A 12,495-nucleotide genomic window follows, 5' to 3' on the forward strand; every position below is an offset into this window, starting at 1 on the left:
GTGATCCAGATGCAGAGTTACCTTGAAGTTGCCGATAATTCTGGTGCCAAAGAAGTGATGTGCATTAAAGTGTTGGGAGGTTCGAAGCGTCATTATGCAAGTATTGGCGATATAATTAAAGTGACTGTAAAGGAAGCCATTCCTCGTGGCAAAGTCAAAAAAGGTGAGGTTTATGATGCTGTCGTCGTTCGTACTCGTAGTGGAGTTCGCCGTCCAGATGGTTCGTTAATTCGGTTTGATGGTAGTGCTGCAGTCTTATTGAATAACAAGCAAGAACCGATTGGTACTCGTATCTTCGGACCTGTGACTCGAGAGCTTCGCTCTGAGAAGTTTATGAAGATAGTTTCTCTTGCTCCCGAAGTGCTGTGAGTGAAGGATATCGAAATGGCTAGTCGCGTTAAAAAGGGTGATCAAGTGATTGTTATTGCTGGTAAAGATAAGGGTAAGCAAGGGGAAATTACCCGTGTTGATGGTCAGCGCGTGTTTGTTTCGAATATAAATATTATTAAACGGCACACAAAGCCTAATCCTAGCTTGGGTATCTCTGGTGGTTTGATTGATCGTGAAGCGTCGATTCATATTTCTAACGTTCAGATTTTAAATCCGACGACTGGTAGAGGTGGCCGTGTTGGTTTTAGGATCTTAGATGATGGATGTAAGTTGCGTATTTTCCGTTCCAATGGTGAAGTTGTTGGTGCTTGAGGGATGAATTTATGACCCGTTTGGAAAAAATTTATAAAGAGAAAGTAGTGCCTGTTTTGATTAGGAAGTTCGGTTACACCAATCCGATGGCAGTTCCTAGGCTGATCAAGATTACCCTAAACATGGGTGTAGGTGAGGCTGCTACAAATAAGAAGGTTTTAGAAAACGCTGTTGCTGATATGGCTAAAATTTCTGGCCAGAAGCCGGTGGTTACTAAATCTCGTATTTCGGTTGCGTCTTTCAAAATCCGTAACGGTTGGCCGATTGGTTGCAAGACTACTTTACGTCGCGCGAAGATGTATGAATTTTTGGATCGGTTGATTAATATTTCGTTGCCTTCTGTGCGTGATTTTCGTGGCGTTCCTCATCGTTCCTTCGATGGTCGTGGTAATTTTAATATGGGTGTAAAGGAACAGGTTGTTTTCCCTGAAATCGATTTCGATGCTGTTGATGCTATACGTGGCATGGATATCGCTATTACAACCACAGCGAAATCGGATGCCGAAGCTAAGGCTTTGCTTGATGCCTTTAACTTTCCTTTCCGTAATTGATTGGAGGATAAAGATATGGCAAAAATCTCCATGATTAATCGTGATCTTAAGCGGAAAAAATTAGCTAAGAAATTTGCAGATAAGCGTCTTGTCTTAAAGAGGGTTATTTCGAGTCATGTGTCGTCTTATGAAGAAAAAATTGAAGCGTCTTGCAAATTGCAGAAGTTGCCTAGAGATTCTTCGCCAAGCCGGCAACGTAGTCGTTGTGAAATTTCTGGTCGTCCGCGTGGTGTCTACTGCAAGTTTGGTTTAGGTCGTAACAAACTCAGAGAAGCTGCTATGCGGGGTGATATACCGGGGTTACGTAAGGCAAGTTGGTAGTGTGGTCAACTTTAAGAATATCAGACATTGAAGCTTGCTTTATTTGAAAAGCTGATACTTGATTTGCTAAAGAGGATCAAGGTTGCTCTCTCATAGTAGAATTTTTGCAAAAGCGGATATCGATGCAACTATATATAAGGTGTTTACATGAGTATGACTGATCCTATAGCTGATATGTTAGTTCGAATCAAAAATGCGGCATCGGTTGGTAAACCTAAGGTGAAATTTCCATTTTCTAAGATTAAACTTGCAATTGCCTTGGTCCTGAAAGACGAAGGTTATGTTGTTGATCTAAAGGTGGTTCAAGGTGAAAATAGTAAGTCAGAGATCGAGATTCTACTGAAGTACTTTGAAGGTCGTCCTGTGATCGAAACTTTGAGGCGTGTTTCCCGTTCTGGGTTGCGTAAATATTGTGGTAAGACCAAGCTTCCGAAAGTCTTGGGTGGTTTGGGTGTTGCTATTATCTCCACCTCTAAGGGCATTATGACCGATGCTAAGGCTCATGAAGCTGGTGTCGGTGGTGAAGTTCTTTGCTTCGTGGCTTAAGGAAAGGAGTTTGATTTACATGTCACGGGTAGCCAAGAAACCTATTGTCCTTCCGAAGGGTGTAGAAATTAAGGTGCAATCTCGCCTGCTAACTGTTAAGGGGTCGAAGGGCGTTTTAACTTTCTCGAAGTCAGATGCTGTGAACGTTGTTGTGGATGGTGACATCGTGACACTTTCGGCTAATGATCTTTCTCATGTTCCTTTGGCTGGTACCGTACGTGCTATTTTGTCGAATATGATTAAGGGTGTTTCTATAGGGTTTGAGCGTAAGCTTGAACTCGTTGGTGTCGGTTATCGTGCTTCAATGCAGGGTAAGGATTTGAATCTCTCACTTGGCTTTTCGCATCCGTTGGTATTTGTTCCCCCTGAAGGCATAATTTTATTGACTCCAACTCAGAGCGAAGTCGTAGTGCAGGGGGTTGACAAACAGCGTGTTGGTGAAGTTGCTGCTAAGATTCGGAATTTCCGTCGTCCTGAGCCCTATAAAGGAAAGGGTTTGAAGTATGTTGGTGAAGTCATCATGCGCAAAGAAGCTAAGAAAACATAATGTGGGCATCTTTGCGCATGGCTACCCCCATTTTTTTAGTATTTAGGAAGTTTATCTGTGAGTGTTAGCAAGAATGTTCCTCGTTTGCGTCGTGCCAAATCGACGCGTGCTCATATACGTGAATTGGGTATACCACGTCTCTCTGTGTTGCGTACCGGTCGGCATTTGTATGCACAGATTTTTACTGCCGATGGTTCGAAAGTTATTGTTGTTGCTAATACTCTGCAAGCTCATGTTAAGGATGGGCTTAAGAATGGTAAGAACAGTCTGGCCGCCACCAAAGTTGGCAAATTGATTGCTGAACGCGCTAAGGCTGCTGGTGTGCATAGGATCGCTTTTGACCGTTCTGGTTACCTTTATCATGGTCGCATCAAAATGTTAGCTGATGCTGCGCGTGATGGGGGGTTGAACTTCTAAAAGTTCAGGTTGTTTCTTTAGTGGATTTTAAATTGGAGCGATTTTTTTTGTTCTACCTGTTGTTGAGTGTTTTGGTCTTCATGGAATTACGGCTTCAATACTTAAAGCTATAATTTTATAACTGTCTCTGGACCGGACCAGGGCCGTAGCTATATCCGTTCAATCTAAGGAATTAAAATGGCAGAAGAACGTCCACAACGAAGCCGGGATCGTACCCGTGAAGAAAAGATCGATGATGGCATGATAGAGAAGTTAGTTGCGGTAAATCGTGTCAGTAAAACCGTTAAGGGTGGACGTCAGTTCACTTTTACTGCATTGACTATTGTAGGCGACGGTGAAGGTAGTGTTGGTTTCGGTTACGGCAAGGCGCGTGAGGTCCCTGTCGCTATTCAAAAGTCTATGGAGTATGCTCGTAAGAGGATGGCCAGTGTCAATTTGAATAACGGTACCCTTTGGCATCCTGTCAAAGCTAATCACGGTGCTGCTTGCATCTTCATGCAACCGGCTTCGGAGGGTACAGGTGTGATTGCTGGTGGTGCTATGCGTGCCGTATTAGAGGCGGTCGGTGTGAAAGATGTTCTTGCTAAGGCTATTGGTTCACGTAATCCGATCAATCTAGTGCGCGCTACCTTAAAGGGTTTGGGAGGTATGAGATCACCAGCTTATATTGCTCTCAAACGTGGTAAGAGCGTTAGAGAGTTTCGCTATGATTGATGAATGCGATAAGACTCTGAAAATCTATTTGATGCGTAGTTTGATTGGAACTCCTTCTAATCATCGTTTGTCGGTCCGTGCTTTGGGGCTGCGTAAACTTAATGATGTGCGTGAGGTGAAGGATAGTCCGCAGGTACGTGGGTTGATTAAGAAGGTTCATTACCTTGTTCGTGTTCAGGATTAATTAATAATGACTCTGCGTCTAAACGATTTAAAGCCTGCTTGTGGTGCGCGCTTTGAACGCGCTCGGGTTGGTCGTGGTGTTGGCTCTGGCTTGGGTAAAACGTCAGGTCGTGGCCATAAAGGCTCTTTTGCTCGCAAGGGGGGGGGCAAGATTAAGGCCGGCTTCGAAGGAGGTCAGACTCCTATGCAGCGTCGTTTGCCGAAGATAGGTTTTCGTTCCAGGTTGCTTGCTAGTACTGTTGAAGTGCTTTCTTACAAGCTAGATAATTTGGAGCCAGGTGAGATTGATTTTTCTTTCTTGCGTTTGGCAAAGCTAGTTCCCTTGACGGCGAAGAAGGCGAAGATCGTTAAAAAAGGTAGATTGACCAAGGCGTTTGTACTAAAAGGTATAGCTGCAACTGCAGGTGCTAGGGTTTTGGTCGAAACTGCTGGTGGCAGTTTTCAGGAGTAACATGCAGATGGCGCAAGCTGGTATGGGAAACCTTGGTGGTAGGTTTGGCAAGTCTGTCGAACTTCGTCAGCGATTGTTTTTTCTTTTTGGGGCATTGATCGTTTATAGGGTTGGTTGTTACGTTCCAGTTCCTGGTGTCAATCCAGATGCCATGCTGGCGTTGATGCAGCAGCAAGGGGGGGGCATCGTAGACATGTTTAACATGTTTTCCGGTGGTGCTCTACATCGCTTTAGTGTTTTTGCTTTAAATGTGATGCCTTACATTTCTGCTTCCATCGTTGTGCAGTTGGCTACCCATATTTTCCCTTCGCTGAAAGCAATACAGAAGGAAGGTGAATCTGGGCGGCGCAAGATTACCCAGTATTCACGTATTGGTGCTGTTCTTCTTGCTGTAATTCAGGGTGGTAGTATCGCTTTGGCGTTGCAAAATCAGACAGCTCCTGGTGGTGGTGCTGTGGTATATGCTCCTGGTATTGGTTTTGTGATGACTGCCGTTGTTGCTTTGACAGCAGGAACTGTCTTTCTAATGTGGGTGGGGGAGCAAGTTACGGAACGCGGCATTGGTAATGGTGTGTCGATGATTATTTTTGCTGGCATTGTCGCAGGATTACCGGGTTCTGTGTTGCAAACTATTGATGCCTTCCGTAGCGACGCATTGAGTTTCATTTCGTTATTGACGATTGTTTTTATTGTGGTATCCTTTACTTTTTTAGTTGTCTTTGTTGAGCGTGGTTTGCGTCGAATTACTGTAAACTATGCTCGCCGCGTTGACGGTCGCAACGCTTACATGAATAAGAGTTCCTTTTTGCCTCTAAAGCTTAACATGGCGGGTGTGATTCCACCTATTTTTGCTTCCAGTATTTTGGCGTTTCCTGTCACTTTGTCGATGTGGTCTGGGCAGGCTGCTTCCAATAGTGTTTTTGGTGCTTGGTTACAGCGTGCGGCTAATGCTTTAGGCCCGGGTGAGCCGTTGCATATGATTCTGTTTGCTGTGTTAATCATTGGTTTTGCTTTCTTTTACACAGCTTTGGTATTTAGTTCGCAGGAAACTGCTGATATTCTTAAAAAGTCTGGTGCATTGATTCCTGGTATCAGGCCTGGTAAGGCTACTGCAGATTACGTTGATGGTGTATTGACTCGTTTGACTGCAGTGGGCTCATTGTACTTGGTTGTTGTTTGTTTGTTGCCAGAATTCATGCAGTCAAGGGTGGGGGCTGCCTTTCATTTTGGTGGTACGTCTTTGTTGATTGCGGTGGTGGTTGTGATGGACTTTATTGCTCAAATACAAGTTCACCAGACGTCTCACCAGTATGAAAGCGTGAGTTTTTTGAAGAAAGCTAATTTTAAGGGCGTGGCAAGGGGCCGTCGTTTTGTGAGTTAGTGAATTAATGAAAATTTGCATTTCATCTTAATTTGTTGTTCTTGGCGCTCCGATGGGCCTTTTTTAGTTAATTGTATCTCCGGTTGAATAGCTCTCCTCTAAGTTTTTGTGGTTTTCAAAGCGGTATTTTTTCCCCTTTATTTCTGTTAATTTTTACATGCAAGGTCTGGCTTCCTTAAACCTTTGACGCTTCCAAGTAAGTGGAAATTTTGATAGAATCTGGCCAATAGTCTTTACTGGTCCATATCTATTGGGTATATCTCATTACGATATTTGCGGCCATCTTTAATTTGGAGAGTTGCCTCATGGCGCGTATTGCAGGCGTCAATCTAGCAGTTCAAAAGCATGTCTGGATAGGATTGCAAAGTATTTACGGCATTGGTCGTGCCCGTTCCAAAAAGGTTTGTAATGCCGCGAACATTGCAATGACTGCCAAAATTCGTGATTTGTCTGAGCCGGAAATTGAACGTCTGCGAGCTGAGGTTGGTAAGTATGTTATCGAGGGTGACTTGCGTCGTGAAGTTGCTATGTCGATCAAGCGTCTAATGGACTTGAATTGTTATCGAGGTCTGCGTCATCGCCGTGGCCTTCCATTGCATGGTCAGCGTACCAGAACCAATGCTCGTACTCGAAAGGGTCCGCGCAAAGCAATTAAGAAGTAGAGAGATACAAGTAATGGTCAAGCAGTCTGTTGTCAAGACTAAGAAGAAGGTTAAACGTGTTGTAACCGATGGTGTTGCGCATATCCACGCTTCTTTCAACAATACTATAGTTACGATCACTGATCGTCAGGGTAATTCGTTATCCTGGTCCACTTCAGGTGCTTCCGGCTTTCGTGGTTCACGTAAGTCGACTCCTTTTGCTGCACAGGTTGCTGCCGAGAAGGCTGGCCGTGCTGTGTTGGATTATGGTATGAAATCGTTGGAAGTCCGCATCAATGGACCTGGTCCAGGTCGAGAGTCAGCTGTGCGTTCGTTGAATAACATTGGTTATAAAATTACCAACATCATTGATGTGACACCAATCCCGCATAATGGGTGTCGTCCTCCCAAAAAGCGTCGTGTCTAAAGGAACATTAAAAAATGGCTCGTTATATCGGCCCTACCTGTAAGCTTGCGCGCCGTGAAGGTGCGGATTTGATGTTGAAGAGTCCATCTCGAGCTTTAGATTCTAAATGTAAATTGGACCAGAGACCTGGTCAGCATGGTGCCGTACGTAAGTCTAAGCTCTCCGACTACGCTTCACAGTTGCGTGAGAAGCAAAAGGTTAAGCGTATTTATGGGGTTTTGGAGCGTCAGTTCCGCAATTATTATAAGAATGCTTCTACTAGAAAAGGCAACACCGGAGAAAATTTACTTCAGTTGTTGGAAACTCGTTTAGACAATGTTGTTTATCGTATGGGTTTTGCTGTTACCCGTCCTGCTGCTCGTCAGTTGGTTTCACACCGTGGTGTGTTGGTAAATGGCAAACCAGTAAACCTTGCTTCATATCAAGTTAAACCTGGCGATGTGGTTACCCTCTCTCGCAGCGCACAAAAGCATCTGTGTGTTCAGGAAGCATTGACTATTAAAGATCAGCAAGGTTTGGCATTTTCTTGGGTTGAGGTTGACTCAGATAAGTTCAGTGGTCTCTTTAAGACTCTTCCAGATCGTGCCGACTTGCCTTCGGACATTAATGAAGCTTTGATCGTCGAGTTGTATTCGAAATAATTTACATTGGAAATCCTCCATTTGTTACAGGAGGGTTACAGGAGATCTCGCCACATGACGGTTACCGTCAGTCAAGTTCTGCGTCCTCGCGGTCCGCAGATCGAACGTCTTACTGAAAACCGTGCTAAAGTTGTGCTTGAACCTTTGGGACGGGGTTATGCCCATACGTTGGGTAACGCTTTGCGTCGTGTCCTGCTTTCTTCGATTCCTGGGTTTGCGATCACAGAGGTCGAAATTGATGGTGTGTTGCATGAGTACACCACGGTTGAAGGTCTGCAGGAAGATGTGCTTGAAGTTCTGTTAAATCTTAAGGATGTGGCAATCCGTATACACAGTGGTGATAGTGCTACGCTATCTCTATTTAAACGAGGGGCAGGGGTAGTTACTGCTGCGGATATTAAGACAGACCATAATGTCGAAATTATAAATGATGAACATGTGATCTGCCACTTGACTAAGGATACTGCGATCAATATGCGTTTGAAAATTGAGCGTGGCTTTGGCTACCAACCTGCTGTTGTACGTCGTCGCCCTGATGAGGAAAACAGAACCATTGGTCGTTTGATTTTGGATGCTTCGTTTTCCCCGGTTCGCCGCGTCGCTTATGTCGTTGAGGCAGCACGCGTAGAGCAGCGTACTGATTTGGATAAACTCATTATTGATATTGAAACTAACGGTACTATAGATGCTGAGGAAGCCCTTCGTGTTGCCGCTGATATTCTGACTGATCAGTTGTCAGTCTTTGGCGACTTCACGCACCGTGATCGTAGTGTGGTCAAACCGACTAGCAGTGGTGTGGATCCGGTATTGCTTCGCCCAATCGATGATCTGGAGTTGACAGTGCGTTCGGCCAACTGTTTGAAGGCAGAGAGCATCTACTATATTGGTGATCTTATCCAGAAGACAGAGGTTGAGCTGCTTAAGACTCCCAATCTAGGTAAGAAATCACTTACCGAGATTAAAGAAGTGCTTAGTCAGCGTGGCTTGGCGCTTGGAGTGAAGTTGGAGAATTGGCCACCTCCTGGTGTTTCTCAATATGGAATGCTTGGTTAATATTTAATTTTTTCTGTAGTTCGTCCAGTTAGCGTGTTGCTATGTTTTGAAATCATTCAATTCATGCTGTTTGATGCAGCGGAATCATAGTAAGCTAGGCATATTGGAGTTGGCCTACATAATTGAATTAGTAGGTGCATTTACCTGCGGTGTTTGCTTAATGCATGGGCTATGATTGGGAATAGCGAGCTTTGGCCATTTCACTATTCAATAGGAATAAAAAATATGCGTCACCAGAAGTCGGGCCGTAAGTTTAACCGTACTGATGCTCATCGTGGAGCTATGTTTAGCAATATGGTTGCCTCATTATTCAAGCATCAGCTGATAAAGACCACCTTGCCGAAGGCTAAGGAGCTTCGTCGTGTCGCTGAGCCGTTGATAACTTTGGCGAAGGTTGATAGTGTCGCCAATCGTCGTTTAGCCTTTGCACGTTTGCGAAATAAAGAAGCCGTGGGTATCCTGTTTTCCACGTTGGGGCCACGCTATCGGGCTCGCCCGGGTGGTTATCTCCGTTTGCTAAAGTGTGGTTTTCGTGCTGGCGATAATGCGCCGATGGCCTATGTCGAGATGCTTGAACGTCCTATGATTGTTCAGGAAGTTGCTGAGTAATCATCTGTTTTTTCCCAGATACGATGCAAATGCGGTTTTCTTAGCTTGTGTTAGAGATTATTCTTTGTTTTTTCAACAGTTGTTTGCCGTGTTGTTAATTGGTAGTGGTTGATAGTTGTTATCTGATGATGGCTCTTAATGGTACCTTAGTGGTAATTTAATTTCTTTTGATAGGTCTTTGTTTTATAAATTATGCTGAATGGAGAAGTAAAGCGTCAGGAAGTATCGGTTATCTTTTGTTAGATTCCTCTCTAAAGTTTTTGGGCATAATCTTTTCTTGTGTTTCCCTAATTTCTATATTTATCGGTTTCTTTTTTTATTTTCAAGATTGTAATAAGAATTATTTGATTCCTTAACTTATTACCAGCATCTTTACGATCTGAGAAAATCTTAATTAGGTTCGCGACCTTATTTTTCTTCCAGGTTAAGATGGCGAATCAAATCTCTCCGTAATGTTAGATATTGATAGCTTTTATTTTTCTTATGTGCGTTTTCCTTGATGGTTGTTAATATTTTTTTCTTGAAAGTATTTGGCTGATGAAGGGTAGTAAAACTGCGTGAATGAAAATTTTACTTGCTGTAAATAGATTAAATAAAAGATGCGTTTGATCTTGAATGATTGAAGATGTCTAGTCTTAATGTATTGACTATGGTTATTATAATCAATTTATCTAAGATGCAATGTTATTGGAGAGCTTCAAGTTAATATAGGTTCGTGTTAGTTGAGAACGCTGAAAATAATTTTTCTTGTGTACATTGATCGAAATTCAAGATGTTGTTGCTCAAAATAACTGGTTTGTAGTGTTTTCCAAGATCTAGACAATGGTGTGATGCTCTTGCTCCAAGTTAGAATCATTCGAAATGATGACAGTTACGAAGAGAATAGTTTAGAGTGCGGAACAAGGCTTCATGAAAACCATTGTCTTGTGTAGATAGCTGTTACTGTTGCACAGTATCTAGCAGTAACGCGTCTTTTCTCCACAAAGAATTGACTCTGACATTCAAGCAGCTTCAGTGTTATAAGTGGTTATGAACGCCTCGGATATTATTGAATATGTGTACGCAGATGGTATCAATGGAGGTTAGGACAATAGTAATATACAGTACGAATGCGACGAGCAGGTGTTTTATGTCGTTTTGTTGTCTTGGCATTTACTGTTGTGTGGCCCAATAGCGGGGGCAGGGGAGCCATCTTTGAAGGATCGTAACAGCGATCATGGATAGCTTATTGATGATCAAAGGAGTGTAAGATCATTTAATATCTTCTATTTGATAGCGTACCCTATAATCTGGTTACGGAGCGGAGTGTCATATGTCATTACTTTAGCTAAATGTTCCAAAATCGGAGTACGTAAACAGATTATTCTTAACCGCAAGCCTTTAGTATACCGATGTGTTGTTTCTCGAGCAGACGCTACTCTGATGGTATTCTCCTGTAGAGTTTCAATAACCATGATCGACTTGAACCATCTCGACACTATCGCCAGCCATCTCACTGATCTAGTGCCTCCTGCTTTGTATCAGTCGCGGCTGGAGTTACAGGCCGTATTTAAAGATGTGTTGCAAGCCTGGCTAGCGAAGCTGGATTTGGTAACACGTGAGGAGTTTGATATTCAACGTGCAATTCTTCTCAATACTCGCGAGAAACTTGAAACGCTACAGCAGACACTGGTCCTCCTTGAAGAGCGCATGACTAATCAGACCACAAATTGAGGATCCTGCTATGAGCTTGGCGTTGGTGCATAGCCGTGCCCGTGCTGGAGTGTTTGCACCTCCAGTTAGGGTTGAAGTGCATTTGTCCGGCGGTCTGCCTGCCACACAGATCGTCGGCTTGCCTGAGGCTGCTGTGCGTGAATCCAGAGATCGAGTACGTGCAGCATTATTGTGTGCTTGCTTTGAATATCCAGCACGGCGCATCACCATTAACTTGGCGCCCGCTGACTTGCCCAAGGAAGGCGGACGCTTTGATTTGCCGATTGCATTAGGGATCCTAGCCGCTAGTGGTCAACTGCCACTCGATTCTTTAGCAGGGCAGGAGTTCCTCGGTGAACTTGCACTCACTGGAGAACTTCGTGCGGTTGACGGTGTGTTACCTGCGGCTCTGGCTGCAGCACAGTCAGGACACCGGCTGGTGATACCAGAAAGCAATGGTGCCGAGGCAGCGATCGCTGGGTGTTGTGAGGCTTACACCGCCCGCACTCTACTCGAGGTTTGCGCTGGGTTGTGCGGCAAAACACTACTGCTCGCTGCTCAGAGGCTCGACGATGTGGCTGATGCGTTGTATGACATGCCTGACATTGCTGACGTGCGTGGTCAAGAGGAGGCGCGCCGTGTCCTTGAAATTGCTGCAGCTGGTGGTCATCACCTGTTGTTGATTGGTAGTCCTGGTTGCGGTAAAACTCTTTTAGCTTCGAGATTACCAAGCCTACTACCACCAGCAAGCGAGCAAGAAGCATTGGAGAGTGCGGCGATTGCTTCGGTTAGTGGGCGTAGTTTGGATCTAGCTCATTGGCGCCGACGTCCCTATCGTACTCCCCACCATAGTGCCAGTGCGGTTGCACTAATTGGTGGCGGGGGACAGCCACGTCCGGGTGAGATCTCGCTCGCCCATCATGGTGTGCTATTCATGGACGAATTGCCCGAATGGCAACGGCAAACCCTGGAAGGGTTACGTGAGCCCATGGAGTCTGGTGTAGTGACGATTGCTCGTGCCGCACGTAGCGTGGATTATCCTGCCCGCTTTCAGTTAGTTGCTGCGATGAACCCCTGCCCCTGTGGTTGGGCAGGTGATCCGAGTGGACGTTGTCAATGTAGCTTGGATGCAATTCGACGTTATCGTCGCCGTATTTCTGGGCCGTTGCTGGACCGCATTGACCTACAGTTGGAAATACCACGGTTGGCACCGCATGTACTACGTCCTAACACACCGCGTGGTGAACATAGTGCTACAGTTCGGCGGCGCGTCACTGATGCCCGTACTTTACAATATAGTCGGCAGGGGGGGCTTAATGCACATTTGGGTCAAGCAGTGACCGAGCGTCACTGCTATTTGGAGACGGCTGACCAGAAGTTGCTGGAACGTGCGATCGAACAGTTGCAGCTATCGGCACGTTCGATGCAACGGATTTTACGCGTAGCACGCACGATTGCTGACTTGGATGGAAGCACATTAATCGCCAGCATGCACTTACACGAGGCAATTGGATATCGCCGATTCGACCGTACTACCATGGACATGGCTTGAGCACTGGTAAGTTAGGCAGTCTAATGTGATTTTCCAACGTGGTAGCTATGTGTTGGTTTCTGTACAT

Annotated in this window: 18 protein-coding genes; all 18 read left to right on the forward strand. The window is 44.9% G+C overall.

Annotated features, from left to right (window positions below):
* The 18 genes from rplN to PLS229_RS02955 all read left to right on the forward strand — a co-directional run bounded on the left by rplN (nucleotide 1) and on the right by PLS229_RS02955 (nucleotide 12,428).
* Complete coding sequence (gene rplN / locus PLS229_RS02870) at nucleotides 1-369, forward strand: 50S ribosomal protein L14 (protein WP_038270950.1); 369 nt, start codon at nucleotides 1-3, stop codon at nucleotides 367-369.
* Nucleotides 370-384: 15 nt separating this feature from the next.
* Nucleotides 385-702 (forward strand): 50S ribosomal protein L24, encoded by a 318-nt coding sequence (rplX, locus tag PLS229_RS02875; RefSeq protein WP_038271012.1) that lies wholly within the window; start codon nucleotides 385-387, stop codon nucleotides 700-702.
* A gap of 11 nt (nucleotides 703-713) precedes the next feature.
* Entirely contained in the window at nucleotides 714-1,253 is a 540-nt protein-coding gene (gene rplE, locus PLS229_RS02880; protein WP_038270952.1) for a 50S ribosomal protein L5, read from the forward strand.
* Between the two features lie 15 nt (nucleotides 1,254-1,268).
* A complete protein-coding gene (gene rpsN / locus PLS229_RS02885; protein ID WP_081755425.1) occupies nucleotides 1,269-1,574 on the forward strand; it encodes a 30S ribosomal protein S14 in 306 nt (101 codons plus the stop codon).
* Nucleotides 1,575-1,721: 147 nt separating this feature from the next.
* Nucleotides 1,722-2,120 (forward strand): 30S ribosomal protein S8, encoded by a 399-nt coding sequence (gene rpsH / locus PLS229_RS02890; RefSeq protein WP_038270953.1) that lies wholly within the window; start codon nucleotides 1,722-1,724, stop codon nucleotides 2,118-2,120.
* Nucleotides 2,121-2,139: 19 nt separating this feature from the next.
* Nucleotides 2,140-2,667 carry a 50S ribosomal protein L6 gene (rplF, locus tag PLS229_RS02895; RefSeq protein ID WP_038270954.1) on the forward strand — a complete coding sequence of 176 codons (528 nt, stop codon included), beginning with the start codon at nucleotides 2,140-2,142 and terminating at the stop codon, nucleotides 2,665-2,667.
* 57 nt (nucleotides 2,668-2,724) lie between these two features.
* Nucleotides 2,725-3,084, forward strand: a complete 360-nt coding sequence (rplR, locus tag PLS229_RS02900; protein WP_038270955.1) for a 50S ribosomal protein L18 — start codon at nucleotides 2,725-2,727, stop codon at nucleotides 3,082-3,084.
* 177 nt (nucleotides 3,085-3,261) lie between these two features.
* Nucleotides 3,262-3,798: a 30S ribosomal protein S5 gene (gene rpsE, locus PLS229_RS02905; protein ID WP_051482296.1), complete on the forward strand. Its 537-nt coding sequence runs from the start codon at nucleotides 3,262-3,264 to the stop codon at nucleotides 3,796-3,798.
* Nucleotides 3,791-3,982, forward strand: a complete 192-nt coding sequence (rpmD, locus tag PLS229_RS02910; RefSeq protein ID WP_038270956.1) for a 50S ribosomal protein L30 — start codon at nucleotides 3,791-3,793, stop codon at nucleotides 3,980-3,982. The genes rpsE and rpmD overlap by 8 nt, the downstream gene beginning before the upstream one ends.
* A gap of 6 nt (nucleotides 3,983-3,988) precedes the next feature.
* Complete coding sequence (gene rplO / locus PLS229_RS02915) at nucleotides 3,989-4,432, forward strand: 50S ribosomal protein L15 (RefSeq protein ID WP_069636208.1); 444 nt, start codon at nucleotides 3,989-3,991, stop codon at nucleotides 4,430-4,432.
* Nucleotides 4,433-4,439: 7 nt separating this feature from the next.
* The gene (secY, locus tag PLS229_RS02920; protein WP_038271017.1) at nucleotides 4,440-5,813 is read left to right on the forward strand and encodes a preprotein translocase subunit SecY; all 1,374 of its coding nucleotides are present in this window, start codon (nucleotides 4,440-4,442) and stop codon (nucleotides 5,811-5,813) included.
* A 305-nt stretch (nucleotides 5,814-6,118) separates the two neighbouring features.
* The gene (rpsM, locus tag PLS229_RS02925) at nucleotides 6,119-6,475 is read left to right on the forward strand and encodes a 30S ribosomal protein S13 (protein WP_038270958.1); all 357 of its coding nucleotides are present in this window, start codon (nucleotides 6,119-6,121) and stop codon (nucleotides 6,473-6,475) included.
* Nucleotides 6,476-6,488: 13 nt separating this feature from the next.
* A complete protein-coding gene (gene rpsK / locus PLS229_RS02930) occupies nucleotides 6,489-6,881 on the forward strand; it encodes a 30S ribosomal protein S11 (RefSeq protein ID WP_038270959.1) in 393 nt (130 codons plus the stop codon).
* Between the two features lie 14 nt (nucleotides 6,882-6,895).
* Nucleotides 6,896-7,522 carry a 30S ribosomal protein S4 gene (rpsD, locus tag PLS229_RS02935; RefSeq protein WP_038270961.1) on the forward strand — a complete coding sequence of 209 codons (627 nt, stop codon included), beginning with the start codon at nucleotides 6,896-6,898 and terminating at the stop codon, nucleotides 7,520-7,522.
* 54 nt (nucleotides 7,523-7,576) lie between these two features.
* Complete coding sequence (locus PLS229_RS02940; protein WP_038270963.1) at nucleotides 7,577-8,575, forward strand: DNA-directed RNA polymerase subunit alpha; 999 nt, start codon at nucleotides 7,577-7,579, stop codon at nucleotides 8,573-8,575.
* 225 nt (nucleotides 8,576-8,800) lie between these two features.
* Nucleotides 8,801-9,184 carry a 50S ribosomal protein L17 gene (rplQ, locus tag PLS229_RS02945; RefSeq protein WP_038270964.1) on the forward strand — a complete coding sequence of 128 codons (384 nt, stop codon included), beginning with the start codon at nucleotides 8,801-8,803 and terminating at the stop codon, nucleotides 9,182-9,184.
* A 1,452-nt stretch (nucleotides 9,185-10,636) separates the two neighbouring features.
* A complete protein-coding gene (locus PLS229_RS02950; RefSeq protein ID WP_038270966.1) occupies nucleotides 10,637-10,897 on the forward strand; it encodes an accessory factor UbiK family protein in 261 nt (86 codons plus the stop codon).
* A 10-nt stretch (nucleotides 10,898-10,907) separates the two neighbouring features.
* Nucleotides 10,908-12,428: a YifB family Mg chelatase-like AAA ATPase gene (locus PLS229_RS02955; RefSeq protein WP_038270967.1), complete on the forward strand. Its 1,521-nt coding sequence runs from the start codon at nucleotides 10,908-10,910 to the stop codon at nucleotides 12,426-12,428.
* Nucleotides 12,429-12,495: the final 67 nt, after the last annotated feature.

Source organism: Xylella taiwanensis, assembly GCF_013177435.1.
In the GTDB taxonomy this organism is placed as follows: domain Bacteria; phylum Pseudomonadota; class Gammaproteobacteria; order Xanthomonadales; family Xanthomonadaceae; genus Xylella; species Xylella taiwanensis.

Coding starts and splice junctions, on each gene's coding strand:
- PLS229_RS02955 (WP_038270967.1), top strand. CDS start 10,908: ATGAGCTTGGCGTTGGTGCATAGCCGTGCCCGTGCTGGAGTGTTTGCA.
- rpsH (WP_038270953.1), top strand. CDS start 1,722: ATGAGTATGACTGATCCTATAGCTGATATGTTAGTTCGAATCAAAAAT.
- rpmD (WP_038270956.1), top strand. CDS start 3,791: ATGATTGATGAATGCGATAAGACTCTGAAAATCTATTTGATGCGTAGT.
- rplX (WP_038271012.1), top strand. CDS start 385: ATGGCTAGTCGCGTTAAAAAGGGTGATCAAGTGATTGTTATTGCTGGT.
- PLS229_RS02950 (WP_038270966.1), top strand. CDS start 10,637: ATGATCGACTTGAACCATCTCGACACTATCGCCAGCCATCTCACTGAT.
- rplF (WP_038270954.1), top strand. CDS start 2,140: ATGTCACGGGTAGCCAAGAAACCTATTGTCCTTCCGAAGGGTGTAGAA.
- rplE (WP_038270952.1), top strand. CDS start 714: ATGACCCGTTTGGAAAAAATTTATAAAGAGAAAGTAGTGCCTGTTTTG.
- secY (WP_038271017.1), top strand. CDS start 4,440: ATGGCGCAAGCTGGTATGGGAAACCTTGGTGGTAGGTTTGGCAAGTCT.
- rpsM (WP_038270958.1), top strand. CDS start 6,119: ATGGCGCGTATTGCAGGCGTCAATCTAGCAGTTCAAAAGCATGTCTGG.
- rpsN (WP_081755425.1), top strand. CDS start 1,269: ATGGCAAAAATCTCCATGATTAATCGTGATCTTAAGCGGAAAAAATTA.
- rpsE (WP_051482296.1), top strand. CDS start 3,262: ATGGCAGAAGAACGTCCACAACGAAGCCGGGATCGTACCCGTGAAGAA.
- PLS229_RS02940 (WP_038270963.1), top strand. CDS start 7,577: ATGACGGTTACCGTCAGTCAAGTTCTGCGTCCTCGCGGTCCGCAGATC.
- rplO (WP_069636208.1), top strand. CDS start 3,989: ATGACTCTGCGTCTAAACGATTTAAAGCCTGCTTGTGGTGCGCGCTTT.
- rplQ (WP_038270964.1), top strand. CDS start 8,801: ATGCGTCACCAGAAGTCGGGCCGTAAGTTTAACCGTACTGATGCTCAT.
- rpsK (WP_038270959.1), top strand. CDS start 6,489: ATGGTCAAGCAGTCTGTTGTCAAGACTAAGAAGAAGGTTAAACGTGTT.
- rpsD (WP_038270961.1), top strand. CDS start 6,896: ATGGCTCGTTATATCGGCCCTACCTGTAAGCTTGCGCGCCGTGAAGGT.